The 25,733-nt window shown below is 68.4% G+C and carries 24 protein-coding genes and 3 pseudogenes; 10 read left to right on the top strand and 17 right to left on the bottom strand.

The annotated features are described in order from the left end of the window. The 4 genes and pseudogenes from ACYQ8K_RS20795 to ACYQ8K_RS20780 all read right to left on the bottom strand — a co-directional run. A pseudogene (locus ACYQ8K_RS20795) lies at positions 1–516 on the bottom strand (aldehyde dehydrogenase); the annotation flags it as partial. Between the two features lie 2 nt (positions 517–518). Further along, complete coding sequence (locus ACYQ8K_RS20790; RefSeq protein WP_459971951.1) at positions 519–1,622, bottom strand: phenazine antibiotic biosynthesis protein; 1,104 nt, start codon at positions 1,620–1,622, stop codon at positions 519–521. Between the two features lie 137 nt (positions 1,623–1,759). Then, the gene (locus ACYQ8K_RS20785; protein WP_459971950.1) at positions 1,760–2,524 is read right to left on the bottom strand and encodes an SDR family oxidoreductase; all 765 of its coding nucleotides are present in this window, start codon (positions 2,522–2,524) and stop codon (positions 1,760–1,762) included. A 148-nt stretch (positions 2,525–2,672) separates the two neighbouring features. Next, complete coding sequence (locus ACYQ8K_RS20780) at positions 2,673–3,632, bottom strand: oxygenase MpaB family protein (protein ID WP_459971948.1); 960 nt, start codon at positions 3,630–3,632, stop codon at positions 2,673–2,675. 186 nt (positions 3,633–3,818) lie between these two features. Between ACYQ8K_RS20780 and ACYQ8K_RS20775 the strand changes: the two genes are divergently transcribed. The 3 genes from ACYQ8K_RS20775 to ACYQ8K_RS20765 all read left to right on the top strand — a co-directional run bounded on the left by ACYQ8K_RS20775 (position 3,819) and on the right by ACYQ8K_RS20765 (position 6,719). Beyond that, positions 3,819–4,448, top strand: a complete 630-nt coding sequence (locus ACYQ8K_RS20775) for a TetR/AcrR family transcriptional regulator (protein ID WP_459971946.1) — start codon at positions 3,819–3,821, stop codon at positions 4,446–4,448. 9 nt (positions 4,449–4,457) lie between these two features. Continuing rightward, the gene (locus ACYQ8K_RS20770; RefSeq protein ID WP_459971944.1) at positions 4,458–5,834 is read left to right on the top strand and encodes an adenylate/guanylate cyclase domain-containing protein; all 1,377 of its coding nucleotides are present in this window, start codon (positions 4,458–4,460) and stop codon (positions 5,832–5,834) included. A gap of 138 nt (positions 5,835–5,972) precedes the next feature. Continuing rightward, the gene (locus ACYQ8K_RS20765; RefSeq protein ID WP_459971942.1) at positions 5,973–6,719 is read left to right on the top strand and encodes a methyltransferase domain-containing protein; all 747 of its coding nucleotides are present in this window, start codon (positions 5,973–5,975) and stop codon (positions 6,717–6,719) included. Between the two features lie 21 nt (positions 6,720–6,740). Here the strand turns inward: ACYQ8K_RS20765 and ACYQ8K_RS20760 are convergent, their stop codons facing one another. Together ACYQ8K_RS20760 and ACYQ8K_RS20755 are read right to left on the bottom strand one after the other, a co-directional pair. Next, a complete protein-coding gene (locus ACYQ8K_RS20760) occupies positions 6,741–7,199 on the bottom strand; it encodes an SRPBCC family protein (protein ID WP_459971940.1) in 459 nt (152 codons plus the stop codon). 76 nt (positions 7,200–7,275) lie between these two features. Continuing rightward, on the bottom strand, positions 7,276–7,971 hold the full coding sequence (locus ACYQ8K_RS20755; protein WP_459971938.1) for an SDR family oxidoreductase: 696 nt from the start codon (positions 7,969–7,971) through the stop codon (positions 7,276–7,278). A gap of 148 nt (positions 7,972–8,119) precedes the next feature. Between ACYQ8K_RS20755 and ACYQ8K_RS20750 the strand changes: the two genes are divergently transcribed. Then, entirely contained in the window at positions 8,120–8,710 is a 591-nt protein-coding gene (locus tag ACYQ8K_RS20750) for a CGNR zinc finger domain-containing protein (protein ID WP_459971994.1), read from the top strand. On the opposite strand, the gene ACYQ8K_RS20745 is transcribed toward ACYQ8K_RS20750, so the two are convergent. From ACYQ8K_RS20745 to ACYQ8K_RS20735, 3 genes are all read right to left on the bottom strand, one after another. Beyond that, entirely contained in the window at positions 8,645–9,256 is a 612-nt protein-coding gene (locus ACYQ8K_RS20745; RefSeq protein ID WP_459971936.1) for a class I SAM-dependent methyltransferase, read from the bottom strand. The genes ACYQ8K_RS20750 and ACYQ8K_RS20745 overlap by 66 nt on opposite strands. Before the next feature lie 28 nt (positions 9,257–9,284). Beyond that, positions 9,285–9,449, bottom strand: a complete 165-nt coding sequence (locus ACYQ8K_RS20740) for a hypothetical protein (RefSeq protein WP_459971935.1) — start codon at positions 9,447–9,449, stop codon at positions 9,285–9,287. Between the two features lie 153 nt (positions 9,450–9,602). Then, positions 9,603–10,448, bottom strand: a complete 846-nt coding sequence (locus tag ACYQ8K_RS20735; RefSeq protein WP_459971934.1) for an SDR family oxidoreductase — start codon at positions 10,446–10,448, stop codon at positions 9,603–9,605. A 91-nt stretch (positions 10,449–10,539) separates the two neighbouring features. Here ACYQ8K_RS20735 and ACYQ8K_RS20730 point away from each other — a divergent pair, with 91 nt between their 5' ends. Next, positions 10,540–11,154, top strand: coding sequence for a PaaI family thioesterase (locus ACYQ8K_RS20730; protein WP_459971932.1), 615 nt, complete (start codon positions 10,540–10,542; stop codon positions 11,152–11,154). A gap of 22 nt (positions 11,155–11,176) precedes the next feature. On the opposite strand, the gene ACYQ8K_RS20725 is transcribed toward ACYQ8K_RS20730, so the two are convergent. The 3 genes from ACYQ8K_RS20725 to ACYQ8K_RS20715 all read right to left on the bottom strand — a co-directional run bounded on the left by ACYQ8K_RS20725 (position 11,177) and on the right by ACYQ8K_RS20715 (position 14,348). Next, a complete protein-coding gene (locus ACYQ8K_RS20725; RefSeq protein ID WP_459971930.1) occupies positions 11,177–11,938 on the bottom strand; it encodes a DUF2127 domain-containing protein in 762 nt (253 codons plus the stop codon). Positions 11,939–11,994: 56 nt separating this feature from the next. Continuing rightward, the gene (locus ACYQ8K_RS20720) at positions 11,995–13,383 is read right to left on the bottom strand and encodes an MmgE/PrpD family protein (RefSeq protein WP_459971992.1); all 1,389 of its coding nucleotides are present in this window, start codon (positions 13,381–13,383) and stop codon (positions 11,995–11,997) included. 98 nt (positions 13,384–13,481) lie between these two features. Further along, entirely contained in the window at positions 13,482–14,348 is an 867-nt protein-coding gene (locus ACYQ8K_RS20715) for a helix-turn-helix domain-containing protein (RefSeq protein WP_459971928.1), read from the bottom strand. 125 nt (positions 14,349–14,473) lie between these two features. On the opposite strand from ACYQ8K_RS20715, the pseudogene ACYQ8K_RS20710 reads away from it, so the two are divergent. The 5 genes and pseudogenes from ACYQ8K_RS20710 (at position 14,474) to ACYQ8K_RS20690 (ending at position 18,907) form a co-directional block, all read left to right on the top strand. Then, positions 14,474–15,218, top strand: a pseudogene (locus tag ACYQ8K_RS20710) (alcohol dehydrogenase catalytic domain-containing protein). Further along, on the top strand, positions 15,215–15,631 hold the full coding sequence (locus tag ACYQ8K_RS20705; protein WP_459971926.1) for a nuclear transport factor 2 family protein: 417 nt from the start codon (positions 15,215–15,217) through the stop codon (positions 15,629–15,631). Before ACYQ8K_RS20710 ends, ACYQ8K_RS20705 begins: the two are co-directional and overlap by 4 nt. Then, positions 15,628–16,446, top strand: coding sequence for an SDR family NAD(P)-dependent oxidoreductase (locus ACYQ8K_RS20700; protein ID WP_459971925.1), 819 nt, complete (start codon positions 15,628–15,630; stop codon positions 16,444–16,446). The genes ACYQ8K_RS20705 and ACYQ8K_RS20700 overlap by 4 nt, the downstream gene beginning before the upstream one ends. Before the next feature lie 253 nt (positions 16,447–16,699). Then, complete coding sequence (locus ACYQ8K_RS20695) at positions 16,700–18,004, top strand: sodium/calcium exchanger protein (RefSeq protein WP_459971923.1); 1,305 nt, start codon at positions 16,700–16,702, stop codon at positions 18,002–18,004. Between the two features lie 66 nt (positions 18,005–18,070). After that, positions 18,071–18,907, top strand: a complete 837-nt coding sequence (locus ACYQ8K_RS20690; RefSeq protein ID WP_459971922.1) for an SDR family oxidoreductase — start codon at positions 18,071–18,073, stop codon at positions 18,905–18,907. Here the strand turns inward: ACYQ8K_RS20690 and ACYQ8K_RS20685 are convergent. The 5 genes and pseudogenes from ACYQ8K_RS20685 to ACYQ8K_RS20665 form a co-directional block, all read right to left on the bottom strand. Next, on the bottom strand, positions 18,904–20,673 hold the full coding sequence (locus ACYQ8K_RS20685) for a SulP family inorganic anion transporter (RefSeq protein WP_459971990.1): 1,770 nt from the start codon (positions 20,671–20,673) through the stop codon (positions 18,904–18,906). The genes ACYQ8K_RS20690 and ACYQ8K_RS20685 overlap by 4 nt on opposite strands. 24 nt (positions 20,674–20,697) lie before the next feature. Next, positions 20,698–21,771, bottom strand: a complete 1,074-nt coding sequence (locus tag ACYQ8K_RS20680; RefSeq protein WP_459971920.1) for a sulfate ABC transporter substrate-binding protein — start codon at positions 21,769–21,771, stop codon at positions 20,698–20,700. Between the two features lie 176 nt (positions 21,772–21,947). Next, positions 21,948–23,513 (bottom strand): flavin-containing monooxygenase, encoded by a 1,566-nt coding sequence (locus tag ACYQ8K_RS20675; RefSeq protein WP_459971918.1) that lies wholly within the window; start codon positions 23,511–23,513, stop codon positions 21,948–21,950. After that, entirely contained in the window at positions 23,510–25,309 is a 1,800-nt protein-coding gene (locus ACYQ8K_RS20670; RefSeq protein ID WP_459971916.1) for a flavin-containing monooxygenase, read from the bottom strand. The genes ACYQ8K_RS20675 and ACYQ8K_RS20670 overlap by 4 nt, the downstream gene beginning before the upstream one ends. A 91-nt stretch (positions 25,310–25,400) precedes the next feature. Continuing rightward, positions 25,401–25,733 (bottom strand): annotated as a pseudogene (locus ACYQ8K_RS20665) (TetR/AcrR family transcriptional regulator); the annotation flags it as partial.

Genomic DNA, 25,733 nt, shown 5'->3' with positions numbered 1-25,733 from the left:
CCCCCCCCCTCCACCCCGGGGGCGGGGGGGCGCGGGGCGCGCTCCAACCCCCCCCCCCCGCCCCCCCCCCCCCGCCCCGCCCGCACGGGTGCGCCCCTCGCGCCAGTCCAGCGCCGCCCCCACCGGCTGAGCCGGCCGCACGGCATCGAACGCGCCGGCGACCGCTTCGGCCACACCGCGCGCGCCGGCGCGGGTGATCGCGATCGGCATGCCCGAGATCCGCCCGGCCAGCCCGACATAGGCCTCGAAATCCAGTCCGCCGATCACGCCGCTGGCGAAGATGTCGGCGGCCCGGGACAGCGTGTCCGCGCGCTGCGTCAGCGGCAACGGTGCGGCCTTGCGCTGCGCGCTTAGCGTGCGCGAAACGTAGAGCGGCGGAACGAGGCTCAGCTCCGCGACGGCGACGCCCGCGGTCGTGGCGATCACCTCGCGGTTGCGGGTCCGGTATTCGCCGTCGGCACCGAGCGCGTCCAGCGCTACCAAATCGGTTGCGGCGCCGGTGTTTTCACCCGTCACGCTCAGTACACGCCTTCGATCACGGATTCACCCTCGAAGGTGGGCACCGGCCGGACCTCGCTGACCGAGTCGCTGAGTTCACCCGCCGGTCCGGGCATCCTGAGCGCCAGGTCACGCTCCAGGTTGTTCGGTATGAACATGCCCTTGCTGACGTGGTTCATCACCACCTGGCCCTGCTTCCCGTACGGCACCCGTTCCCCGGTGTCGGGATCCACCACCCAGAACACCACGTACGGGGTGCGCGGGTCGAAGACGAAGGTGTCGCCGTCGATGGTTCGGGTGACCGCCTGCGACAGCACCATGGTGCTGCCGAACGCCATGGTGATCGTCGTCGCGGGGAAGATGCCGCGCAGCAGGTCGAGAGTGTCGGCATCCACATGCGCGCCGCTGAGCAGCAGGTAGCGGATCTTGTCGTTGATCAGCTCGACCACCCGGTCGTCGCGGGCCATGGCCTCCAGCAGCGGCGGGGTGGTGTGCAGGTTGGCGATGTTCTGTGTCTGCAACACGAAGACGGCCTGCTCGACGACATGGTCGACGTAGGCCGCCACGTCGGCGGCCGCGCCGCGGGCGGCGAGCCTTTTGACCCAGCGCGGATCGATGTCGATCGTGTGGCAGGCCGCACCGAGGCGCTGCGACACCAGCCGGGAGAAGTAGCCGACGCCGTGCGGCCCGCTCGGCATCAGGCACAGAAAGCCCTGGCCCCGCCGGAAGCCACCCGTGGCGAAGTCCTCGGTCTGCCATTCGATGACCTGCGCGACCCAATCCGGCAGCTGCGCAGTGCGTTTCGGGGCGCCGGTGGTGCCGCCGGATTCGAAGACCTGGGGCACCGGCGGCGCGGCTCCCTGCGCGAGGTAGCCGCGCGGAATGAGATCCTCCACTGGGACGCTGCGTAATTCGTTGACCAGGTTGGGAAACAACCGCAGATCGGCATAGGTGTTGACGTCGGTCAGCGGGTTGAAGTCCAGCGCACGGGCGGTCCGTAGCCAAAACGGTGACCCGGTGTCGTCGCCGAAGTGCCAGGCGATCGCCGCGCGCAGGTAGGCTTCGGCATCCTCGACCGGCGCCGCGCGCGGGACGTCCAACAGCGAGAAGTCGACTTCGGCCATGTCCTCGATCCTGTCCCATCGTGGACCGCGACGCCAAGGACGGCGGGCCTCCGCTCGCGTCGCCGTATCGCTTTATCGCCTTATTTCACAGGGAGTTTCATCGGCGTGCACGCGGTGTTCAGCGAACCGCCGGTGGCCTAACTGCCGAGCAGGGCGGTGATCGCCTCGTTGAACCGCGGATAGATGTCGTCATAGGTGCCGTCGCGCTCGGCGTACCGGAACATCTTGACGCGCTCCACCACGATCTCCTTGGCGTCCGGCTGCGTCTGCAGCAGCGTCATCGTCTCGGTGATGTAGTCCTCCAGCGGCATCGCCCGGGGGTCGAATCCCCGCTCGCCCTGCAGCGCGGTCTGCACGTGCGGCGGGATGATTTCGATCACCTGCACCGAGCTGTCGCGCAGCTGGAACCGCAGCGATTCGGTGTAGGAGTGCAGCGCCGCCTTGGCGGCGCAGTAGGTCGGGGTCAGCGCGCTGGGCATGAAGGCCAGACCGGACGTGACGTTGAGGATCGTGGCGTGCGGCTTGCGCAGCAGCGCCGGCAGCACGGCGGAGGTCACCCGGATGGGGCCCAGCAGATTGACGGCGATGCTCTGTTCGGCCAGGCCGACGTTGCTGCCGGTCAGGTCCTCGACCCGCTGAATTCCGGCGTTGTTGACCACCACGTTGAGGTCCGGGTAGTGGTCGGTCAGCTCGGTGGCGAATCGCCGGATGTCGGCGGGGTCGCCCTGATCGAACGGCAGGGTCTGCATGCCCGGGTTGGCCTCGGCCACGGCCCGCAGATGGTCGGCGCGCCGGGACGCGATGATCACCTGGTTGCCCAAGCGGTGGAAAGACTCGGCCAGGCCGCGGCCGATGCCGCTGCCGCCGCCGGTGACCAGAACGGTATTGCCGGTCATCTGCATCGCGGTTCTCCTTCGGTCGCCCTGCCATCGGCTCGCTCGACCGGCGCATTCGGCCGACGTAGCGGAATGCCCCAATGCGGAGCCGGCTAACCACGATGCCCTATGGGCCCGCGCGGTGTCACGACAAACGCGGGCGACGAGTAGTCCGTTACGCGGCGGGGCGGTTGTGCAGCGGGCGCGGGTCGATGCCCGTGCGCTGCCACCCCGCGGCCGCCCAGCTCGTGTAGAGCACGCGGACGGGCAGCCGGTTGAGCAGCGGGTTGAGCGCCCGGATGGCCGCGGCGATGCGCTGAAAGCGCTTCTCCTTCTTGGCGTCCCACTGCAGCTGGCAGACCTCGCGCATCTGGGGTGGCAGCGTGCCGACCACGACCAGCCGGGTGTAGGCGTTCAGCGGGGCGGACAACATCTTCCACACCCCCTTGGGGACCCGGCGCGGCCCGGGGATGCCCTTGCGGAGGTAGCCGGTGCCGTAGAGCACGGTCTTGTGCGGGACGAACCGGTCGAGCATCTGGTCCCAGTAGGCCAGGAAGTCGTCGTAGGTCTGCGGTTGTCCGCGGTCGCTGACGCCGTACAGGCTGTACCAGAGCTTGCCCTCGTTGAAGATCTGTTCCTTCTCCGCGCGCGACAGCCTGCGGATGAACGTATCGGTGTTGTAGATGACCTGGTCGACGAAGCTGGCGTGGGCCCAGTAGAACAGCTCCGGATTCAGCGCGTGATACCTCGACCCGTCGCTGATGGTGCCCTTGATCGTCTTGTGGAAGTCGCGCACCTTGCGGCCCCACTCGTGGGGCTCGTCGGAGTAGACGGTGTTCATCAAGGGCGGCGCGGTCCGCTTGGCGCGGCCCAGCGTGTCGCTGAAGATGACGGAGTGGTCCAGCACGCCCTGGGCGAGTTGTTCGATGCAGTTCTCCACCCCGGCGGTGCGCTGGAATCCGAAGAGCTGAGTCCTGTTGTCCCCGTAGAACTTCCAGATCAACGAATCCGGGCCCAGCCGCGGCGCGGCGTCGGCGACCGCGTCGTCGACGGGCCTGGGCGTCGCTTCGCGAACGCCCATGTCGAACCGCGACCCCGCGCTCGGGGCGGTCAACTCGTCGTTCTGGGCGGTCATGCCCACCTCCTCGTTGCGCCCGGCGGAGCCTGCGTCCCGCCAGCGTTATGAACCAATGACACAATGCCGTATCTTTGTTTCAGAGCCTAGCAATCGCTCGCTGCGGATGCACATCGCGGGGCGGGTCCCCGCTCCCGAAAAAGTCGGCGGTGACCCCACCGAGGAGTTGATACGATGCCGCCAATCATGCAGTCCGAACCGGCCTCTGCCAGTGCCGATGCGCTCACCGACGTCGATCGCAGGATCTTGGACACCGCGCGCGCCGTGTTCGAGACCTACGGCGTGCGCCGCGCCAACATCGACGACGTCGCCGCCCGGGCCGGGGTCAGCCGCAGCACCATCTACCGTCGGTTCCCAACCAAGGAGAACCTGTTCGCCCACGTGGTGCGGCGCGAGGCCGGGCTCTTCTTCAGCACCCTGGACCGGGCGACGACGGGCTGCGACCCCCGGCAGGCGGTGATCGAGGCGTTCGCGCTCGGGGTGCGCCTGGTGCAGGACTCGCCGCTGTATTCGCGGATCGCCGAGAGCGAACCCGAGCTGTTCGGCCTGTTCTCCCGATCGCAGGCCTTTCCGATTCGTCAGTTCGCCGACGGCATCGCCCATACCCTGCGGCGGTGCGGCGCCGACCTGGCCGAGTCCGACCTGGACAACATCGCCGACATCCTGCTGCGCGTCGCCCTCGGCATCATCGTCTTTCCCACCGACCGGCTCGACACCTCCGACCCGGCCGCCGTGCGCGAGTACGCCGCGCGCTATCTGGTTCCGATCATCAGCAGGCCCGTTGACGGGCCTGGAATTGTCGGCACCCTGCACTAGCCTTGAGCCGTGGCTGGGAGTTCTGCGGCTCCGCGGACCCGGTATGCCAGTTGCGGCGAGATCGACATCGCCTATCAGATCGTCGGCGATGGGCCGGTTGACCTGCTCATGCTGCCGGGCCCGCTGATCCCGATCGACTGCGTCGACCTCGAGCCCTCGATGTACCGCTTCCATCGCCGGCTCGCATCGTTCTGCCGGGTGATCCGGTTCGATCAGCGCGGGATCGGCCTGTCGTCCCGGGTTCCCTCGCTGGACATGCTCGGCCCGGAATCGTGGGCGCAGGACGCGATCGCGGTCATGAACGCGGTCGGTTGCGAGCGAGCCACTGTCTTCGCCCCGGGCTTCACCACGCTGGCCGGTGTGGTTCTCGCCGCCGACCACTCCGATCGGGTGAACAGCCTGGTCATCGCCAACGGCGCGGCGCGCACGCTGCGGGGCCCCGATTACCCGATCGGCGCCGAGCTCGACGCCGCCGAGCGATTCACGTCGGTCGGCATGGAGCCGGACGCCGTCGAGCAGGGGTTCGACATGCTCGGCATCATCGCCCCGTCCGTGGCGAACAACGCCGCGTTCCGCTCGTGGTGGGACATGGCCGGCAACCGGGCCGCGTCACCCAGCATGGCCCGTGCGTTCATCAACAAGGTCAGGGAGGGCGATGTCCGCGACCGCCTGCCTCGCATCGCCGTGCCGACGCTGATCCTGCATCGCGACAACCCCGGCTTCAGCCCCGTCGAGCACGCGCACTACCTCGCCGAGCACATCGCCGGATCTCACCTGGTCGAACTGCCGGGCGAGGACGCCCTGTACTGGGTCGGCGACACCGCGCCCATGCTCGACGAGATCGAAGAGTTCATCACCGGGGTGCGTGGCGGCTCCGACACCGAGCGGCTGCTCACCACGATCATGTTCACCGACATCGTCGGCTCCACCGAGCGGGCCGCGGCCCTGGGTGACCACCGCTGGCTCGACCTGCTGGACAACCACGACAGGATCGTGCGCCACGAACTGCAGCGCTTCGGCGGCCGCGAAGTCAACACGGCCGGAGACGGATTCGTCGCAACGTTCAGCAGCCCGAGCGCGGCGATCGCCTGCGCCGACGCCATCGTGGACGACGTTCACGTGCTGGGCATCGAGGTGCGGGTCGGCATTCACGCCGGCGAGGTCGAGGTGCGCGGCACAGACGTGGCGGGCATGGCCGTGCACATCGCAGCGCGGGTGGCAGCACTCGCCGGGCCCAGCGAAGTACTGGTGTCGTCCACGCTGCGCGACATCGTCACCGGCTCGCGGCACAGGTTCGGCGACCGCGGCGAGACCGCGCTCAAGGGCGTGCCCGGTTACTGGCGGCTGTACGCCCTGGTCCGCGAGCACGCCGTCGTCCGCCGGTAACCCGGTCGACAATTCGCAGCGGTCGAAGCGTCGCGGGCCTCGGCGTAGGCTTCGGACGGGGACTCACCGGAGCCGCGGCTTCGCGGCTTTCCATTCGATTTCTAGCGTCTGGCTTGGCATTTGATCGAAGGAGTACGCATGACCGACGTGCACGTCTCGCTGCCTCCCGCGCTCCGGCGAGCGCTCGACCTGCTCATCGACCCACCGGCCGATCCCGACGTGAGCCGGGGTTATCTCGACCTGCTCGGCACCGGCGCCGCCCAGGACGGCGCCGTCGAGAAGAACACCGGCCCGATCCAGGCGGCGTGGGCGTCACCGATCGGATCGATGCTCTACGACAACGCCCAAGCGCTTTCCCGGCGCTGGATCAGTGCGTGGCAATTGCCGCTGGAGTGGTTGGACGTTCCACAGGGCGGCATCGCGCTGGACGTCGGCTCGGGTCCGGGCAACGTCACCGCGTCGCTGGCGCGCGCCGCCGGCCCGGAGGGGCTGGGGCTCGGCGTCGACATCTCCGAGCCGATGCTCGCCCGCGCCGTGCGCAATGAGGCCGGGCCGCAGGTCGGCTTCATCAAGGCCGACGCCCAACGACTTCCGCTGCGCGACAGCACCATTGATGTCGCGGTGTCGACCGCGGTGCTGCAATTGGTTCCGGATCCGGCGGCCGCCCTCGCCGAGATCGCCCGCGTGCTACGACCCGGCGGCAGGCTGGCCGTCATGGTCCCGACCGCCGGGCGGCTGGCCCGGTATTGGCGGCTGCTGCCGAACGTCGGGGCACATGCGTTCGGCGACGACGAAATCGGCGATGCCTTGGAGGACAACGGTTTTGCCAGCGTGCGCGTGAAGAACCTCGGCACATTCCAGTGGGTGCGCGCCAAGAAGGGCTGACCGTCGGCCGGACCCCGGACCTCAGTCCGGCGACTGCGCGAGCAGGGCGAGCCGGTCCATCGACTCACGCAGCATGTCGGCCGTCGTCGCACGGGCCCGCTCGAGGCGGGTGGCGTCGGCCAGCTCCGTCCAGTCGTAGGTGTGGGTCACCGTGGTCAGCTCGGCGTTGACCGGGCTGAGCTCCCAGCGCCACAGGTGGCCCGGCGGCTGCTTGCCGGGTTCGGCTGGGCGCCAAGCGATCTTGCTGCCCTCGACGAACTCGGTGACGTGGTTCTCCCGTACCGCACCGTTGGTCAGCGTGGTCTTGAAGACGTCGCCCACCCGCTGGACGCGCTGGCCGGGGGCGGCCGACGCCAGGTTGTTGTTGCCATCCCAGCTCGGCTGGCGGGAGGGGTCGGCGATCAGCTCGAAAATCCGGGCGGCGTTGGCCGACATCACGCGGGTGGCGGTCACGACGCGATCAAGTTCCGTATCGGACATGGTGCTATCCAAACACGCCGGGCCGGTCGACGCGCCGGTGACATTGGGCCGGCCCGTCGAGGACCTTAGAAGCCGTTCACCCCATCCTGGGCAGCGCCTCGATTGGTCCGGACAGCGCCGCCTTGACGTAGCGGGTGTCGTCGTCGGCCAGCACCTCGGTGTCGTCCGCCTCGATGCCGTCGACGATCGCGCGGGCCACCTGGCGCGGGTCGTTCTTCGGTGCGTCGAAGCCGGTGGTCATCTCGGTGTCGGTGAAGCTGAGGTGCGCGGCGACCACCAGGGTGCCCTGCTTCTCCAGCTCGATCCGCAGCGAGTTCGTCGTCGACCACAGCGCGGCCTTGGAGTCGCCGTACCCGCCGGCGCCCGGCATCCAGGACAGGATCGAGGCGATGTCGACCAGTGCCCCACCGCCGTTGTCGGCCAGGATCGGAGCGAACGCCTTGGCCACCCGCAGCGCGCCGAAGTAGTTCGTCTCGAAGACCGCCCGGATCTCGTCGATGTCGCTGGCGAGCAGGCTCCGGGCGCCGAGCACACCGGCGTTGTTGATGACGATGTCGGCGTCCGATGCCGTGGCCGCCAGCGCGGCGACCGAGTCCGCGTCGGTGACCTCCAGTTCGACGCTGACCACGCGCGGGTCCTGGCTGGGCTTCGGCGCCCGGGCGGTGGCGTAGACCTTGGCCGCCCCGCGTTCCAGCAACTCCGACACGATGGCCTTGCCGAGCCCGCGCTGGCCACCGGTGACTACCACCGTCGACCCCTTGACGTTGACCATAATCTCACTCCCTTGACGTAGGCAAACTGTGCTTGGTTATGTCACGCTAATTGACGTTGACGACATAGTCAACTAATATTTGCTTATGTCATTGCCGTGGGTTGCGTCACAGCGATACGGGTGCGCCGCGGCACCCGGCGGCCTGGGCCTGGTCCAGGACTTCCTCAACACGAGGGCCATCGACGGGTACGGACCGGACCTGTTGGCCGACCCCAAGCTCGCCGCCGACTGGGCCGCGGCCGCGGTGCGGGCATGGTCGGCCGCGCGTGGTGCGGACCTGCAGCCCCCGGCGCTGGGCGACGCGGACCTGGCCAGGCTTCGCGCCGTGCGTGCCGGCATCGAGCGACTGGTGGACGGCGAACCGCCCGGCGGGCGCGGCGCCGGGGGCGTTGCGACTTCCTTCGCGCTGTCCGAGTCCGGTGCGGTGCGGCTGAATCCCGCCGGCAGCGGCTGGCGCTGGCTGGCGTCGGCGCTGTGGGGCGAGATTCTGCTGAGCCAGCACGCCGGCACCTGGCGGCGGATCAAGCGCTGCCACAACCACCGGTGCGGATCGGCGTTCTACGACCGCTCGAAAAACAACAGCGGGGTCTGGCACGACGTCAAAACGTGTGGCAACGCCGTCAATCTGCGGGCCTCCCGGGCCCGGCGGCGGGAACGCGATCGGGCGGCGGCGTCAGGCGTTCCGCCAGATCAGCCGGTACCGGTAGTAAAGCCCCCGTCGGACGCGGGCCCCCGGTAGGACGTCTTCGGCTGCCTGCCGGATCTCGGCCAGGCTTTCGCGGGGATCGGCGACGGCCACGCCAATATTGCGGGTTTCCCGGTGCAGCCTCGATCCGACGCGCACCGCCGGTAGACACAGGCCGGCCCACACCCAGTCGGCGAGGCTCTTGTTGGCGGACAGGCCGACCACCGCCAATTCCCCTGCCGGGCGCAGCATTTGGCGTGCCTTCCACAGGGCGTCGCGCAGCGGCAGGTGATGCAGACTCGCGACGAAGGTGATGAGGTCGAACGAACGGTCGGCCTGCTCGAGATCCTCGAAGCGCCGCAATTCCGCCGAGGCGTTACCGAGCGACAGCAGGCGTTGCGAGGCGCGCCGCACCGACGCCGGGTCGGCATCGATCCCCACCACACTGCGTGACACCGCGGCGAGCCGCGCGGCCAGCAACCCCTCCCCGCAGCCCACGTCCAGGACGTCGCCGCGGTGCCGGGAGGCGATGTCGATCAGCCAGGGGTGATAGGCGGTGTTGTGGTTCCAGTACTCGTCGTGCTTCGCGTAGTCGTCCACCGTCGACCCAGTCTGCCCGACCGGGCCGTCAGCAGCGTTCGACGCCCTTGGGCATCAGGCGCGGGCCCGGTTCCACCGGTCGCCGCCCGCTTCTGAGGACCGCGTGCACTACATCGAAGGCCCGCGCCTTCAGTGGCGCGACCACGTCGAAAGTGGCGGGAGCCTGGCTGACCCAGGCCGGAAGTGTTGCCACAATGTGTTCCTTTGTTCTTTCGGCATGTGCGCCGACTCATTCAATTGCACCGCAGCCGTTTTACGAGGGCGCCGCGCCGCGGTAAACGCCACGAAAAGCCGACTGTGGTGTACGGCACATCCGTGACGCAACGAAAGACACGCAACGGTGCGGCTAGTGAAAACCCTTGAACCTGCGCAGATAACCGGGCAATCGGAATGCCGGTAATGCGTTCGGCCAGTCATCGGAGCGGAAATACGCATCGGTACCGCCGTCAACGAATACTACACTGCCGCACAGGAAATCGGCGGCGTCCGACAGCATGAAGCACATCCAGTCGGCCATGTGCCCTGCGTCACCGAAGCCGCCCAGGGGTACCGGAAACGACCGGACGGCCTTGGCCTGCCTCGGGTCCGACAACTGCTCTTGCAGCAGCGGCGTCATGATCGCGCCGGGAGACAGCGCGTTCAGGCGCACGCCGGCTCCGGCCCACTCCGGACGCACGGCGTGTCGCCGCACCCAACGGCTGACCGCGATCTTGGACGCCCCGTACATCATCGTCGGCGCGGCCGGACCCAATAGCCGCACCGTTCGCACCGCCTTGTCGGCGTCGTGGGCAAGCAGCGCTTTGACCGCACGGCGCGGCACCGCGGGTATGGTGGTCGTCGAATTGCTGCCGACGACAACGACTTTCGCGCGTTCGGCGGCGGCCAGCGCGGCACGCCAGGCCGCGAGGAGTTCGACCACCCCGAAGTAATTGACCGCGGCGATCCGGCGGACGCGGTCGCGACCTGGACTGGGGCCCAGCCCGGCCGCCAGGACGGCACCGTCGAGTCTGTTGCCCGAGAGCTCCACGACGCGGCCGGCCGCCGCGGTGCGTCCATCCGGCGTCGACAGGTCTGCGACCACGTCGGCGTCCTTGATGTCGACGCCGATGATGGTGTGCCCGCCGTCCTGCAGACGCCGGGCGGTCTCGCGGCCCATCCCGGAAGCCGACCCGGTAATGGCATAGGTCCCCATTGACTCCTCCGTTCTCCGGGCAGTATGCCCGGGCAACGGACCGCTCCGATGGGCGCGGCCCGCTCAGCGGTCGCACTGTTAAGTTGCCAGGATGCATGACCAGACGCCCTGCATCGATTTCAGCCAGCTCGAGTCGGTGTACGCACCGCTGGCCGAGTCGGTCCGCCGGCTCCTCGACATCAGCATCCGCACCGAAGCCGGGCCGACGGCCGTGGCGGCGGCGATAGCCAGAATCGATAGTGCTGCAGACGAATTGAGCGATGAGCTGCTACCCGGGCCGTTCGGCGTGCACCGCGGCCCCGACGGCCAGACCATCGCGTGGGGCAACGCCGTGGTGGGCCTGCGGAACCCGGTGGCGCCGCCGCTGGTCATCCATCACGATCCCGACGGCCTCGTGTGGTCGGAGTTCGAGCTCGGCGCCGCCTACGAAGGCCCACCGGGCACCGTGCACGGCGGGGTGTGTGCCCTGGTGCTCGATCATGTGCTCGGCGCGACGGCCCACCAGCCCGACAAGCCCGCGTACACCGGCACCCTGACCCTGCGGTACCGGCGTCCCACGGCGCTGGGCCGGCGACTGCGGGCGGAGGCTCGCGTCGACCGCGTCGACGGGGTCAAGATCTTCGCCGTCGGTCACCTCGCCGACGGGCAGGGCGTCACCGTGGAGGCCGAGGGGGTCTTCATCCAGCCCAGGGACACGCGGGCATGACCGTCGGCGCGCGGCGGGCGGGTCAGCTCGCCGCCGCCTTCTCGACGTCGAGCAGCTGCTCGCCCCGCCGTTCCTCGTCGTAAGCCTTGCGTCCGCCGCGCAGCCCGAACAGTCGTTTCGAGACCAGCAGGTAGATCACCGCGGCGACATTGATGGTGAAGGTCACCACCCGGGTCATCGTGATGCCCTTGGCCAGGTCGTGGATCTCCAGCGGCAGGAACACCGAAGTGGCGATCACCGCGAAGTATTCACCCCAGCGCTTCAGCAGCCACAGGCCCACCCCTTCGATGACCTCGATCAGCGCATAACCCGCCAGTGCCAAGGTCAGCAGGGCCAGGGTGGACGGCTTGGCGGCCAGCGCCTTCTCCAGTTCGTGCACGATGGTCATCTGGTCGACCTTGAAGCCGGCGGTGCGGAAGATCGGCAGGTCGCGATCGAGGGTGGCCTGGATCGCGCCCCGCGCCCCGCGAAACTTCCACACCGCGTAGGCCGCAAGCGCGATCACCACCGCCCGGAACAATCGCTCCACCGCCAGGATGCGGATGATGATGGCCTGACGTAACGCCTTGCCGCGCATGATCATCGGCGCGTCCTCGGCGCGGCCGCGCCCATGCGGCTCGCCGACGGTGAATTCGCCGCACCGCAAGCAGCGCCACACTTCGCCCAGCCCGGTGTTACCGCTGAGCCGCTCGGCGAGCGAATTGTCGTCGGGCGCATAGGTGACGTGCCCGGCAACGGCGCAGGTGACCAGCTCCCACCGGTTGTGGCGGTGTTCTTTCCCCATTGCCGGATCATTCATGGCGGGCGGTCGGCCACGCAAGGGGGCGCGCACGACGTGCGTCAGAAGCGCGGATTGCTGCGCGCGCACCGCGCGGCGGGACGCACCGACCCGAGGAGTCCGGTGAGCTCGGCGACGCCGATGTCGTCGAGCCGGGCCACCGCGGCGACGATGTCGTCGCGCAGCGGCTCGTCACAGAAGGGTTCGGCAAGCCAGGCGAACTTGTCCACGACGCGTTCCCAGGACATCGGACGCGTGGGCGATCCCTCGTAATCGGACTGCTCGCGGGCGAACTCTCGCCCGTCGTTGGCAATCACCCGCACGCGCGCCGCCGTCCGTTGCGGGTAGTCGGCGGTCAGGTCGTCGGCGGGCTTGACCTCCACGCGCGACAACAACTCCTGGACGTCGGTTCGCAGAACACGTTGGTTCTCAAGCTGTTCGGGGCCCACGCCGCCATCGAGCAGTGCGACGGCGGTCAGGTACTTGAGGTTGTAGTCGGCCTGCTCCTTGGTGATCGGATGTGCTTTGTCGCCATACGCGCCGCCACCAGCGAAGTCGTACGCCCCCTGGAAGACCTCGAGGACCACCTTCGCGACATCCGCACCGCGCAAACCGTTCTCGGTCCGAACGGCCAGCACCGCGTCAATCACGACCTGGCCGTGGATGAGTGAGCAGTACTGCTTGAGGTAGGTCTGCTCGACGCAGCGCAGGCTCCGGTCGCCGGTGTGCAGATCGATGGGCTGATCGAACAGTTGCACCAACCCGTGCGGGCCCTCGAACAGCGACCTCGGCCCGGTGATGCCGCGCGCGGCCAGCATCGTCGTGTACACGGCGCGCATGCCGGTGATCGCCGGCGAGATCCCCTTCCAGTTCGACACCGGTTCGGCATGGACCGTCGCCAGCGACACGTTGTCGGCCGCCGCGGCGGCGATCGCGTTGGCGGTCTGTTCGGCGCTCAGCCCCAACAGCTTCGCGCTGCCCGCCGCAACCGACATCGCCAGCTGCAGCGCATGGTTGAGCCCGCGCGCCATCACGGGAACCTGTGCGCTGAAACGGCATTGGATCTCGTAGGCGACCGCCAGCGCCAGCAGGAAGTCGGCCCCGCTGGCGCCCGTGTGCTCGGCCACGGCGAGCACCGCGCCGACGTTGTCGGCGGGATGACAGAGGCCGCCCACGGTCAGATACGTGTCAAGCAGATCGGGATAGCGCACCAGCACCGCGTTGAAGAACGCGGCCTGGTCCACCGACGCCCGCCCACCGCCTACCAGGGTGGCCGTGGCAGCGCCACCGAACTGGGCGGTGTGGTCACGAATCGTCGGGATGAGCTCCCCGTCCAGCGAACCGACGGCGCACGCGAGGCTGTCGAGCACGTTGCGTTTCAACAGTGCGCGGGGCCGCCCGGTCAGGTCGGCCTGCCGCGCGCCGATGACGAATTCGGCCAGCTCGTCCACAACGTAGTTATGTGCCACCACTTTTCGCCTCCCAGGCGAGGCTACCCCGACGCACCCGCAAACGACCGTCGCGGAGACCCAATCGTGTGTGCGATGCGCTACATGGCGGTGTCGATCGCGGCCGGCCGCGATCGCGTTCCGGTGAGTGCGGCCGTTTCGTCGGTCAAATGTTTACCGATGTCGCGGATCTGTCGCGCGCTCAGCGCGCACAGCGGGTGCACGGCCAGCATCATCGCCACGCGTCCCAGCTCGTCGAAAACCGGGGCGGCGATGGTCACCACGGGTTGCTTGCGCCGGCCCGGGTTGTCATCGGAGAGAAACCCGATGGTGGTGAACTCGACCAGCAGCTGGTCCAGGATGTGGCGCACCGGAGTCGGCATCTCGCTGCTGTCCAACGTGCCGACCACCTGCACCGCCTGCGCGAGCGCCGGGGTTGTCCAGTCCACGTCGAATCCCCGTTCGCGCGTGTGTGCCAACACTTGTTGCAGGCGCTGGGCGCGGTCGGCATTGTCACCGGCGCCCCGCCGGATCCACCCGCGTTGTTCCTCCTCGGTGTCCCAGGCCGCCATCGCCACGCCGAACGGCGGCGCGTACGGGATGCGATCACCCGGTATGCCCGACGGCTGCGTGGCCGGTTCGCCCTCAAAGGCGGTGACCACCAAGGAATCACCGAACTTCTCGACCACCGAACACGCGTAGCCCACTTCCCGGGACAGCCGCAGCGCAGCGGTCCGCGCCGCATGGGCGAGCGGCCGGGCGGTGTCCGTGCGGGCGGCCACAACGGCGAGGGCGGGTCCGAGCGCGAAGGTCTTCGCGACCGGATCGCGACTGGCCCACCCACGGTCGCACAGCGTCTTCAGGATCGCGTGCGCGGTCGCCTGGGTGAGATCCAGCTCGCGCACCACATCGGAGAAGCGCAACCGGGCGTGTCCGGACCGCGCCAGCAGCTCGACGACATCGAGCACGCGGGCGGTCGGCGCTGACGTTGAACCGCGAATCGCTTGACTCCTTTACCACGGCGTTTTTACAGTTGTACGAACATTCGAGAGCTTATATCGATAATTCGAGAAAGTGAACGCCTTTGCGTGCTGTGGTGTTACGGGACGGTCGGTTACAGGTCCGCGATACGCCGGACCCCGAGCCCGGGCCGGGTGAACTGTTGCTGCGCACGTTGAGCACCGCGATCTGCGCGTCCGACGTGCATTTCATGGATCATCCCGAGCTCGCCGTCGACGACCCGACCGGCCGTTCGCTGTACGACACCGACCGTGACATCGTGCTCGGCCACGAATTCGTGGGCGAGATCGTCGGACACGGGCCGGGGTGCACCGACCAGTTCGCCGTCGGTACGCGCGTGACTGCCATGCCGGTGCGCCTGGTTGACGGCGGTGCCGGCGGGATGCGCATCATCGGTCAGCATCCCGAGGCACAGGGCAGTTTTGCTGAGCTGCTGGTGGTTTCGGAGGTGGCTGCCAAACCCGTCAACGGCGAGGTGTCCAGCGACGCGGTGGCTTTGACCGACGCGTTCGCCGTCGGCGAGTTCTACGTGCGCTCGGCGTGGCTGCAACGGGGCGAGATTCCCATCGTCATCGGCGCGGGAGCGATCGGGCTTTCGGCCGTCGCGGCCCTGGCCGGCCGCGGTCCAGTTCGGCGGCGGTCCGCACCCGCAGGACTGGTACGGAACGCTCGACGCCATCGCGGCGGGCCGGCTGGACCCGCTGCCGAGCGTCGGCAAAATCATCGGCCTCGACGAGGTACCCGACGCCCTCGATCAGGCCCGCAGGTCCGACGGCCCGCCCCGGATCGTCGTCCGCCCGAACGGAGACCTCACGTGAGCGAACGCGATGACCGCCAAGACATCTCCGAACTGCTGGTGCGCTACGCCACGGGGATCGACCGGCGCGACTGGCCGTTGTTTCGCACCGTCTTCACCGATGACTGCCACCTGGACTACGGCGAGATCGGCACCTGGAACGGCGTCGATGCCGTCGCCGACTTCATGGAGCAGGTGCACGCCCTGGCGGGACACACGCTGCACCGCCTGACCAACCAGGCCATCACCCTCGACGGTGACAAAGCCACCGCACGCACCTACATCGACGGCCTGATCATGGCCGGCGATAACAACTCTGGTGTCAACGCGATCGGGTTCTACGACGACGACATCGTGCGCACGCCGGCAGGGTGGCGCATCGCCCGCCGCCGCTACACGCAGGTTCGCATCACGACGGTCGGAGGCGATAGATGACATTCGCGACGAAATACGGGCCCTGGGCGGTGGTGGCCGGCGCCTCCGACGGTGTGGGTGCGGCGTTCGCCGAGGGGCTCGCCGAGCGCGGCGTCAACGTGGTACTGCTGGCCCGCCGGCAAGCCGTGCTGGATCGCGTCGCGGCCGACATCGAAGCCCGGACGTCGGCGCAAACCCGCACCGTCGCAATCGATCTCGCTCAGCAGGGCGCCGCCGGGGCGGTGGCCGCGGCAACCGGCGACCTGGAGATCGGCACGCTCGTGTACTGCGCCGGTGCCGACCCCAATTTCGTGCCCTTCCTCGCCAATCCGATCGAAGCGGCCGAGGCGATGGTGCAGCGCAACTGCATGATGCCCATGCAGTTGTGTCACCATTACGCGCCCGCGATGGTGGAGCGCGGCAGCGGCGGCATCGTCATCTTCGGTTCCGGGGCCGGGCTGGCCGGCGGACCGAACATGGTCGCCTACGGCGCCTCGAAGGCGTTCGACATGGTCTTCGCCGAGGCGCTGTGGGCCGAACTGCACGGCAAGGGCATCGACGTTTTGGGCCTCATCCTGGGCAAGACCGACACGCCGGCATTGCGTGCACTCGAATACGCCCGCGGTCTGATCGGCTCCCCCGACGAAGTGCCCCCGGATGCGGCCGCCGTGTCCGACGTTGTCGCCGAGGCGTTCGAGAACCTCGGCAACGGCCCCACCCTGATGGTGGGCGACACCATGCGTGCCGCGGCGCAGTTGCTGGCATCGCTGAGCCGCAATCAGGCCGTCGAGCTCTTCGCGCAGGCCGCCGCCGCGGCGATGGGCCCGGACACCTAGGTATCAACCGGTGGGAACTTCGAACGTTCGCTGCGCGTCCTACGGGTGACGGCGAGGTTTGCCAAAGTTCCAAATCAGGGCAGCCTAACTTTTGCATGCGCAGGGCCCTGGACAGCAAATATGGGGTCGGGCGCGCTGCTCGTTTCGCGATCCCACTGCGTTGCTGACCGCGGCCACCACGGGTACGTTGGGTAACCGGTTCACCACGGCCACCCGATCCGACGTAGCCCCCGATCGCCACCCCCTGCAAAGGATGACGATGCTCGCCACCGACAGGCCCGCAGCCACCGTCTCGACGACGGCGCTCTGGCGGCGCCGCACCCTGACCCGCTCCGGCTCGATCACCGGCGCATTCATCGTGCCGGCCGTGGTCGTCCGCATCGCGGGCCTACACACCGGCGCCGTGCTCGCCCTGCTCATCTTCGGCGCCGCGGTGGTGGCGGCCAGCTTCCTGCTGGCGTGGGCGGCCGAGGCCGCGCAGATCGACGTCTCCGGCGGGCTCGCCACCGCGCTGCTCGCCCTGATCGCGGTGCTGCCCGAATACGCCGTCGACCTCTATTACGCCTACGTGTCCGGCCGCAACGCGGATTACACGCAGTACGCCGCCGCCAACATGACCGGGTCCAACCGATTGCTGATGGGTCTGGGCTGGCCCGTCGTGGTACTGGTGAGCATCCTCGTCGCGCGCAAGTCCGGCTCGGAGAAGACCGCCGGCCTGACGCTGGAGCCAGCAAACCGCGTCGAACTCGGATTCCTGTTGATCGCCGGCGTCGTCGCGTTCGTGATCCCGGCGAGCGGCCAGATTCACCTCGGGCTGGGGCTGGCGTTGCTGGCCTGGTTCGGGTTCTACCTGTACAAGATCAGCCACGGCGTCGTCGAAGAGCCCGACCTGATCGGCACGGCGGCGGCCCTGGGTGACCTGCCCGACCGCCGGCGGCGCGTCGCCGTGGTCGGCATGTTCCTGGTGTCGGGTGGGGTGATCCTGCTGTGCGCCAAGCCTTTTGCCGACAACCTGGTCGCCGCCGGCACCGAACTCGGCATCAACCGCTTCCTGCTGGTGCAATGGCTGGCCCCGCTGGCCTCCGAAGCGCCCGAATTCATCATCGCGACCATCTTCGCCACTCGCGGCAAGGGCACCGCGGCCATCGCCACGCTGATCTCCTCCAAGGTCAACCAGTGGACCCTGCTCATCGGGTCGTTGCCCATCGCCCACCTGCTGGGCGGCGGCGGGTTCGCACTGCACCTCGACACCCGACAGGTGGAGGAGGTGCTGCTGACCGCGACCCAGACCATGATGGGGGTGGCGCTGATCCTGGCGCTGCGGTTCCACCGGGCCGCCGCATGCACACTGCTCGCGCTGTTCGTTGTCCAGTTCCCGATCTTCTCGACCCACGGGCGGCTGCTGCTCTGCGGCGTCTACATCGCGGTGGCCGTCGTCGGGCTGATCATCAACCGCCGCCAGATCGTTGCCACCGTCAGGGCACCGTTCTTCGGCACGGCCATCCGGCACAGCGGTCACCCGCACCACGAACCGCCAGGTTCCGCCCACCCGCGGTAGGCCGCCATGGTGCGATGACCGCCCCCTCGCCCGGGTTCGACAGCACCCTGCGTATACGGTCCAGGTATGAATCGAGTGTCGGTGATCACAGGCGGCGCGGGGGGCATGGGCCTGGCCACGGCGAAAATCGTCGGCCGCGACCACACCCTGGTGCTGTGCGACGTCCGGCAGGACCGGCTGGCGGCCGCGGCCACGACCCTGCAAGACCTCGGGATCGCCGCGACGGCCGTCGACTGCGACGTCACCGACCGGCGCGCCGTCAAGGACCTGCTCGGCACCGCGAAGGAACTCGGGACGATGGTCTCCATCATCCACACCGCCGGGGTCAGCCCGAGCATGGGCGCCGCCGACTACGTCATGCGGACGAACGCCGTCGGCACCGTCAACGTCAACGAGGAGTTCTTTGCGGTTGCCGGCGAGGGCGCGGTGATCGTCAACGTGGCATCGATGGCGGCGCACATGCTGCCCGCCGAAGTCATTCCGGCAGAACAGTTTCCGCAAGCGCTGAACGATACCGGCGCCTTCATGGACGCCATGCTGGCGGCGTGCGGCATCGCTCCCGAGGAGGCGCGCTCTGGCCTCGCGTACGCCATCAGCAAGAGCTTCGTGAAGTGGTACAGCCAGTCGCAGGCCGAGCGATTCAACGCCCGCGGATTGCGCATCGTCTCGGTGTCACCGGGATCCATCGACACCGAGATGGGCCGGCTCGAGGAGCAGGCCGGCGCGGGCGCGATGGTTGCCAACGCCGCCGTCCCGCGGTGGGGCAAGCCGGAAGAGATGGCCGAACTGCTCGCCTTCTGCGCCAGCGATAAAGCGGGATACCTCACCGGCACAGACATTCTCAACGACGGCGGCGTGATCGCCTCGATGACCGAACGCGCCAGGGCGTCCGCCGCCGGTTAGACCAGGTAGTACAGCTCCGAGTGCGGGGCGAGTTCGGGCGCGCTGGTGAAGGGCTCCCTGACTTTGAGGTCGGCCAGCCGGTTGTGGGCGTAGCGGACCGCCTTGAGGGTGGCCGAGAATTCCTCGTCCTCTTCGGGGAAGACCTGCTCGGCGGGGAACCAACTCCGGAAGCCCACGTTGTTCAGAACGCCGAGCGTGTCGGGGCGCACACCGGCAAGCAGGACGGTGACGCCACGCTCGGTCAACTCCCGCAGGAAATGCTCGATGCGCTCGATGCAGACCACATCCGGGTGCCGCACCCGCTTGAGTCGCAACACCACGAACGCGATGTCTCCGTCGGCGACGCGCCCGCTGATCCCGGTCAGGTATCGGTCCAATTCCGGTGCGGCGCCGAAGAACAACTCGCCTTCGAGGTCGTAGATGACGATCGAGGGATCCGCCTCATCGCCCGGAATGCGTTCGCGGACCACGCGTTCGGGTGTGACGACGAGCTCCTTGGACTTCAGTTTGGCCGCCCGCGGCACGAACAGCAGGATGGACAGGACCACCCCGAGCAGGACGGACTTGTCGAGGTCGACGGCGATGCCGGTGAAGGCGGTGACGATCACCAGCCCGGCGTCGTAGCGGGACGCTTTGAGGGTGTAGACCAGGCGCTTGAAGTCGACCAGGCGCGCGGCCGTAACGAGCAGCAGTCCGGCCAAGGCGGGCTGCGGGACGTAGCGCAGCAGCGGGGCGAACAGCAGCAGGGCCGCGGCAACCGTTGCGGCCGAGACGATTCCGGAGAACCGTGTGGCCGCGCCGGACTGGAAGTTGATCGCCGACCGGGACAGCGAGCCCGAGCCGGGCAGGCTCTGGAAGAAGCCGCCGGTCAGGTTGGCCAGGCCTTCGGCCATGATCTGGCGGTTGTAGTCGATCTGCTGTTGTGTTTGGTAGGCAATGGCTTTGGCGATCGACAGCGCCTCGATGATGCCGACGAAGGCGATGGCGAGTGCACCCGTCGACAGATGCGGCAGCCACTCCGTGTGCACCTCGGGCACATGCGGACCGGGCAGGCTCCGCGGGATCTTGGCGGCCACCGACACCGCGGTGTGCCCGCCCCGGCCCGGGGTCGACCAGCCGGCGAGGTAGGCGATGAGCGCGGTGATGATGAGCACCGCGAGCATGTCGACCTGGGGCCATCCGTAGCGCTGCACCAGCTTGCGCAACACGACGGCCAGTGCCACCGCCGCCGCGCTCAATGTCAGTGCGCGGTAATTGATGTGGTCGCCGTGGGTCAGGGTGAGCCAGACGCGGCGCAGGACCTGCATGTGGCCGTTGCCCTTGTCGCGCACACCCAACGCGTTGCCCAGCTGCCCGATGGCGAGCAGGAAGGCCGCGGCCGCCATGAACCCGATGATGACCGACTCGGAAATGTAGCGGGTGAGGTTGCCGAGCTTGAACAGGCTGATCACGATCTGGAATGCGCCGACCAGGACGGCCAGCAGGAAGAGCGCCTCGAAGAGTTCCTTGGAGTTTTCCGAGTCGATGAAGGCCAGCGCGGTGAACACCAGCAGCGAGATGGCGCTGGTCGGCCCGTTGATCAGGTGCGAGGACGACCCGAAGATCGAGGCGACGACGGTCACGACGATCGCCGAGTAGACGCCGAATCGCGGGTCCACCCCGGCGATCAGGGCGTAGGCCATCGCCTGGGGGAACGAAATGGCGGCGACGGTCAGGCCGGCGATCACGTCGTGCCGGCCCTTGGCCAGGTCGTAATTCACACGCACACCCACGTTTTCGATGTCTTTCCGCTAAGCGCCCGACGCCGCGCCGGGCGCCGAGATCGTGTCCAGGATTCCGTTGGTGCCGAAGAACTGTTCTCGGGCGTCGCTCCAGTCCTTGGCGATGGCGCTGATCGGGAACAACGTCAGCGGGCGCAACCGGTCGGCGTGCTTGGCCAGGATCGCCGGCTTGAAGGGGCGATACCCGAACCGCGCCACCTGTTCCTGGGCGGCGTCGGTGAACAGGTAATCGAGGTAGGCCTTCGCGTGGGCAGCCGTTTGGGGATCGGTCAGGTTCGCGTCGACCCACGCCACCGCGGGCTGGGCGAGGATGCTGACCGGCGGATAGACCAGCTCCAGGTCGTCCTTGTTGGCGGCGACCTCACGCAGCGCCTCGTTCTCCCATGTCAGCTGGACATCGCCGATCTTGGCCAGGGCGAAACTGTCTCCGGCGCCGCGGGCCCCGGCGTCGGAGACCGCGACGTGCTGCAGCAGCGCCTTCACGTAGGCGCTCGCCTGCGCCGGGGTGCCGCCGCGCGTGGTGACCGAGCCCCAGGCCGCCAGCACGCTCAGCTGACCGTTGCCGGACGTCCGTGGGTTCGGCGACACCACGGCCACGTCGGGGTTTGTCAGGTCGGGCCAGTCGTGAATTCCCTTGGGATTGCCCTTGCGGACGACGAAGACGATGGTGGACGTGTAGGGCACCGAGGCGTTGGGCAACCGCCGCTGCCAGTCGCCGGCGATCAGGCCCCGCTTGCTGAGCGTGTCGATGTCACTGATCAGCGCCAGCGACACCACGCTGGCCTTTTGGCTGCCGTCCAGCACGCTGCGCAGTTGGCGTCCCGAACCGCCGTGAGATTCCTTGATGCTCAGCGTCGTTCCGTTGTGCGCGCGGTAATCCGCGACGAATTCGCGGTCCAGCGCCGCATACAACTCACGCGTGGGGTCGTAGGAGACGTTGAGGATTTCGTTGGAAGCACCCGTCGGGAGGTTTTTCAGCACGATCGCGGTCGCGGCGACGACGATGGCGAGCACGCCGAGGATGCTGAGCCAGGGCAGGCGCAGCGACGGGCGGGCCGCATCGGGTGGCAGCAGTTTCACCATGCCAGCCACACCTCCCATCACCGTTCATGATGATGTGCCAAACAGCACCGTTTGGCACCGAACATTTTTAAGAATGTTAACGATCGGGCCATCCGGCGACAGCCATGAGAATCAGCCTGAAGATAAATACGCCCACCGTGTTTGGGCCGCGCGGACGCGCGGCGACCCCAAGTCCGCTAGCCCTCGGCCCCGACGACGACGGTGGATGCGCGGGCGTCGTCACGCACCGCACCGTGGGTCCACTCCCGTGCCCGCAGCCGCCAGGTTCGGCGCGCGTACTCCAGCTCGGTGTAGGGCCATTGGGTGACGATCCGGCCTGACGGCGACCGGAAGTAGCTGTCGCACTGCGTCCAGATGGTGCGCTCCAGGTCCGCGGAAAGTGCGTCGTTGTACCGCTTTTCGGCCTCCGGGCGGACGTCGAGGTAGCCGCCGCGGCGCGCCAGCCGGCTCACCGCGCTGGCGACCAGCCGCGCCCCCGCCTCGAGGATGTAGACGATGGAGTTGCCGCCCTGATTGGTGTTGGGGCCGTAGAGCATGAAGAAGTTCGGGAATCCGCTGACCGCCACCCCCAGGTAGGCGCACGGGTCGTCGCCCCAGTGCTCATGCAGCTTGCGCCCGCCGGCCCCGACGACGTCGATGCCGGACAGGTAGCGAGACGTCTCGAAGCCGGTGGCCAGCACGATCGCGTCGACACCGACGTGCGCGCCCGACGCGGTGATCACCGATGTGGGGCCGATGTGCGCGATGGGGTCGGTGACCAGCTCGACGTTGTCGCGCTGCAGGGCCCGGTAATAGTCGTCGCCCAGCAGCACCCGCTTGCAGCGGAACGGATAGTCCGGCGTCAGCGCCCGGCGCAGCGGCTCGTCGCCCACGGTGCGGCCCAGGAAGGACGCCGCGATCTGCGTGCGCGCCGTCACCACGGGGTCGTCGGCGAAGGTCGCGGTGTTGACGTGCTGGAACTTCCAGATCTTCCAGCGGGTGCGCCGCACCGCCAGGGGGCTGCGTTTGAACCGGGCCAATTCCGTTGCGCTGTAGGGGCGGTCGTCCTTCGGCACCATCCAGGGTGGGGTGCGCTGGAAGACCGAGACATGACCGGCGGTCTTGGCCAGCTCGGGCACCAGCTGTACCCCGCTGGCGCCGGTGCCGATCACCGCGACCGACCGGCCGGCCAGATCGAGGTCGTGATCCCATGCGGCGGTGTGCAGCACCGGGCCGGCGAAGTCGCGCAGACCGTCGATATCGGGCAGCTTGGCGGCACCGAACAGGCCGACCGCACACACGACGACGTCGGCGGTCAGTGTGGCCGGCTCACCGTCGCGCTCCAGCTCGCAATGCCACACGCCCGCATGCCGATCCCAGCGCGCGGCGCGCACCATGGTGTCGAGCAGGAGATGGCGACGCAGGTCGAAATCGTCGGCTACCGATTCCAGGTAGGCCAGTATTTCGGGCTGCCGCGCGTAGGTGCGGCTCCAGGATGTGTTGGGGGCGAAGGAAAAAGAGTACAGGTGGCTCTGGATATCGCAGGCGGCGCCGGGATAGGTGTTGCGCCGCCAGGTGCCGCCGACGCCGTCGGCACCCTCGATGATCACCAGGTCGTCGATGCCCGCGCGGCGTAGCGCGACGGCCGCACCCAGTCCGCCGAATCCGGCGCCGATGATGGCCACCTTCGGCGGACGCCGGCGCCGGGTCGCCGCCCGAATCCGCCCGATGGCGTAGAGTGCCCGAGCTTTTCGGGTCGTCACGGCCCGCCCCCGGCGCGGCGGATCAGCATGCCCTCCAGGTCGCCGTCGGCCCGCCACTGCTGCAGGATGTCGGCGTACTCGGTGGGTGCGCCGAAGAAGAAGCTGCCCTGTCGGGTCTTGGCGTCGGCCTTGCCTTCCCGGTTGTAATAGCCGGGCGTACACGTCTTGGCGCGCTCGGCGCTCGCGACGGAACGGGCCACCACCGTCTGGACCCAGCCCGCTTCGGCGTCGGGTGCGGCCTCGATTTCGGTGATGCCGTCGGCGAGTGCCGTCGCGATGATCCACGCGACGTGGCCGGCCTGCACGTCGAGCAGGTATGGGAAGTTCACCGTCAGCCCGGCCTGGGCGATGCTTTCGATGAAGCAGTTCGGGAATCTGGTCGTGCACAGGCCCTGGAAGGTGCGCACACCGTCGGCCCAGTGTTCGGTGAGCGTCACGCCGTCGCGGCCGATCAACTGGAATCCGGTGCGGCGACAGTAATCGGTGCCCACCTCGAAACCCGTCGCGAAGATCAGGCAGTCGAGCTCGTAGGTCACGCCGTCGACCACCACGCCGGTCTCGGTGGTCCGCTGCACCCCGCGGCCCCGGGTGTCGACCAGGGTCACGTTGTTCCGGTTGAACGTCTGCAGATACTCGTCGTGGAAGCAGGGACGTTTGCAGAAGTATCCGTACCACGGCTTGAGCGCCTCGGCCGTGGCCGGGTCAGTGACGATCGCGGCGACGCGTGCCCGGATCTCGTCCATCTTGGCGAAGTCCGCCAGTTCGATGTCGCGGCCGCGCTGTTCGGGATCGGCGAGGCCGTCTCCGTCGTGGCGCATGACCGGCAGCTTGCGGGTGATGCTCGTCCAGGCGTCGGCGACCAGGTCCTGGTCGGCGTGGCCTCCGGCGGTGAGGATCTGGAAGTTCTGTATCCGCTCGCGCTGCCAGCCGGGCTGTAAAGCATTGGCCCACTTCGGATCAGTGGCGCGGTTGGCCCGCACGTCCACCGAGGACGGGGTGCGCTGAAAGACGTAGAGCCGCCGGGCGGCAACGGCGAGGTGCGGTACACACTGGATTGCCGTGGCGCCGGTGCCGATGATACCGACGCGCTGGTCGGCCAGATGCTGCAGCTGCTCTCCCGTGTAGGCGTAGTCCCACCGGCTGGTGTGGAAAGCATGCCCGCGGAAAGTGCCCAGACCGTCGATGCCCGGCAGCTTCGGTTTGGCCTGATACCCGTTGGCCATCGAGATGAACTTGGCGCGCATCTGGTCGCCCCGGTCGGTGCGGATGATCCACCGCGATTCCGCCGAATCCCAACGGATTTCTTGCACGTCGGTCTGGAGGCAGGCGTCGCGGTAGAGGTCGTAGTGCTCGGCGATCCGCCGGCAATGCGCGAAGATCTCCGGGCCCTTCGCATACTTTTCGGTGGGCGTGTAGCCGAGCTCCTCGAGCAACGGCATGTACACATACGACTCGACGTCGCAAGCGATTCCGGGATAGCGGTTCCAATACCAGGTGCCGCCGACGTCGGCCGCCCGGTCGATCAGCCGCACGCTTTCAACGCCGTGTTGACGTAGCCGCGCGCCGGTCAACAGCCCGCCGAACCCGGCGCCCACGATGGCCACGTCGACCTCGTCGGTGAGTGGCTCGCGTGCGTGGTCGCCGTTCGCCCACGGGTCATCGGCGAACCGGGCGAACGGCCCGGTCATCTCGACGTACTGGGCGATGCCGTCCGCGCGGATGCGCCGCGCGCGTTCCTCGGCGTACCTGCGTCGCAGCGCGTCGACGTCAAGCGCCTGGCCAACGGTCTCGGTCACGGCCTCGGGTTCCTCTCCGTGGCCACGACCATATAATCAATCAGTTGATCATATCAAGGGCTCGGGCCGCGTAATCGGCCGCAACCGGCGACTATGCCCCCGAACCCGGGCCGAGCAGGCTGCCCCTGATCAACTGCTTCGCCGACGCGAGCGCCGCGTGATAGTCCTTGGGCGCCAGCGTGGCCGCCAACTCGGTCAGGCCGTAGATCAGCGCGTAGAGCGCCTCGGCGACGCCGCTCCGGTCGGCGCGCTCGCCCTCGCGGAACGCGTCCTCGACGATGCCGTCGATGATCTCGCGGAACGCCTGGAAGTCGCCCGCCGCGGTCGCGTCGACGCCGACCGCGTTCTCCGCCCGGATCACCCACTCGAACGCCGCGAGGTCGGGGAACTCGCGCATCAGCCGGCCCGATTCGTCGAGCACCGC

Source organism: Mycobacterium sp. MUNTM1 (genome assembly GCF_054660795.1).
This window is presented reverse-complemented; position numbering and strand designations above follow the sequence as displayed.

Coding starts and splice junctions, on each gene's coding strand:
- ACYQ8K_RS20790 (WP_459971951.1), bottom strand. CDS start 1,622: ATGGCCGAAGTCGACTTCTCGCTGTTGGACGTCCCGCGCGCGGCGCCG.
- ACYQ8K_RS20785 (WP_459971950.1), bottom strand. CDS start 2,524: ATGCAGATGACCGGCAATACCGTTCTGGTCACCGGCGGCGGCAGCGGC.
- ACYQ8K_RS20780 (WP_459971948.1), bottom strand. CDS start 3,632: ATGACCGCCCAGAACGACGAGTTGACCGCCCCGAGCGCGGGGTCGCGG.
- ACYQ8K_RS20775 (WP_459971946.1), top strand. CDS start 3,819: ATGCAGTCCGAACCGGCCTCTGCCAGTGCCGATGCGCTCACCGACGTC.
- ACYQ8K_RS20765 (WP_459971942.1), top strand. CDS start 5,973: ATGACCGACGTGCACGTCTCGCTGCCTCCCGCGCTCCGGCGAGCGCTC.
- ACYQ8K_RS20760 (WP_459971940.1), bottom strand. CDS start 7,199: ATGTCCGATACGGAACTTGATCGCGTCGTGACCGCCACCCGCGTGATG.
- ACYQ8K_RS20755 (WP_459971938.1), bottom strand. CDS start 7,971: ATGGTCAACGTCAAGGGGTCGACGGTGGTAGTCACCGGTGGCCAGCGC.
- ACYQ8K_RS20735 (WP_459971934.1), bottom strand. CDS start 10,448: ATGGGGACCTATGCCATTACCGGGTCGGCTTCCGGGATGGGCCGCGAG.
- ACYQ8K_RS20730 (WP_459971932.1), top strand. CDS start 10,540: ATGCATGACCAGACGCCCTGCATCGATTTCAGCCAGCTCGAGTCGGTG.
- ACYQ8K_RS20725 (WP_459971930.1), bottom strand. CDS start 11,938: ATGGGGAAAGAACACCGCCACAACCGGTGGGAGCTGGTCACCTGCGCC.
- ACYQ8K_RS20700 (WP_459971925.1), top strand. CDS start 15,628: ATGACATTCGCGACGAAATACGGGCCCTGGGCGGTGGTGGCCGGCGCC.
- ACYQ8K_RS20695 (WP_459971923.1), top strand. CDS start 16,700: ATGACGATGCTCGCCACCGACAGGCCCGCAGCCACCGTCTCGACGACG.
- ACYQ8K_RS20690 (WP_459971922.1), top strand. CDS start 18,071: ATGAATCGAGTGTCGGTGATCACAGGCGGCGCGGGGGGCATGGGCCTG.
- ACYQ8K_RS20680 (WP_459971920.1), bottom strand. CDS start 21,771: ATGGTGAAACTGCTGCCACCCGATGCGGCCCGCCCGTCGCTGCGCCTG.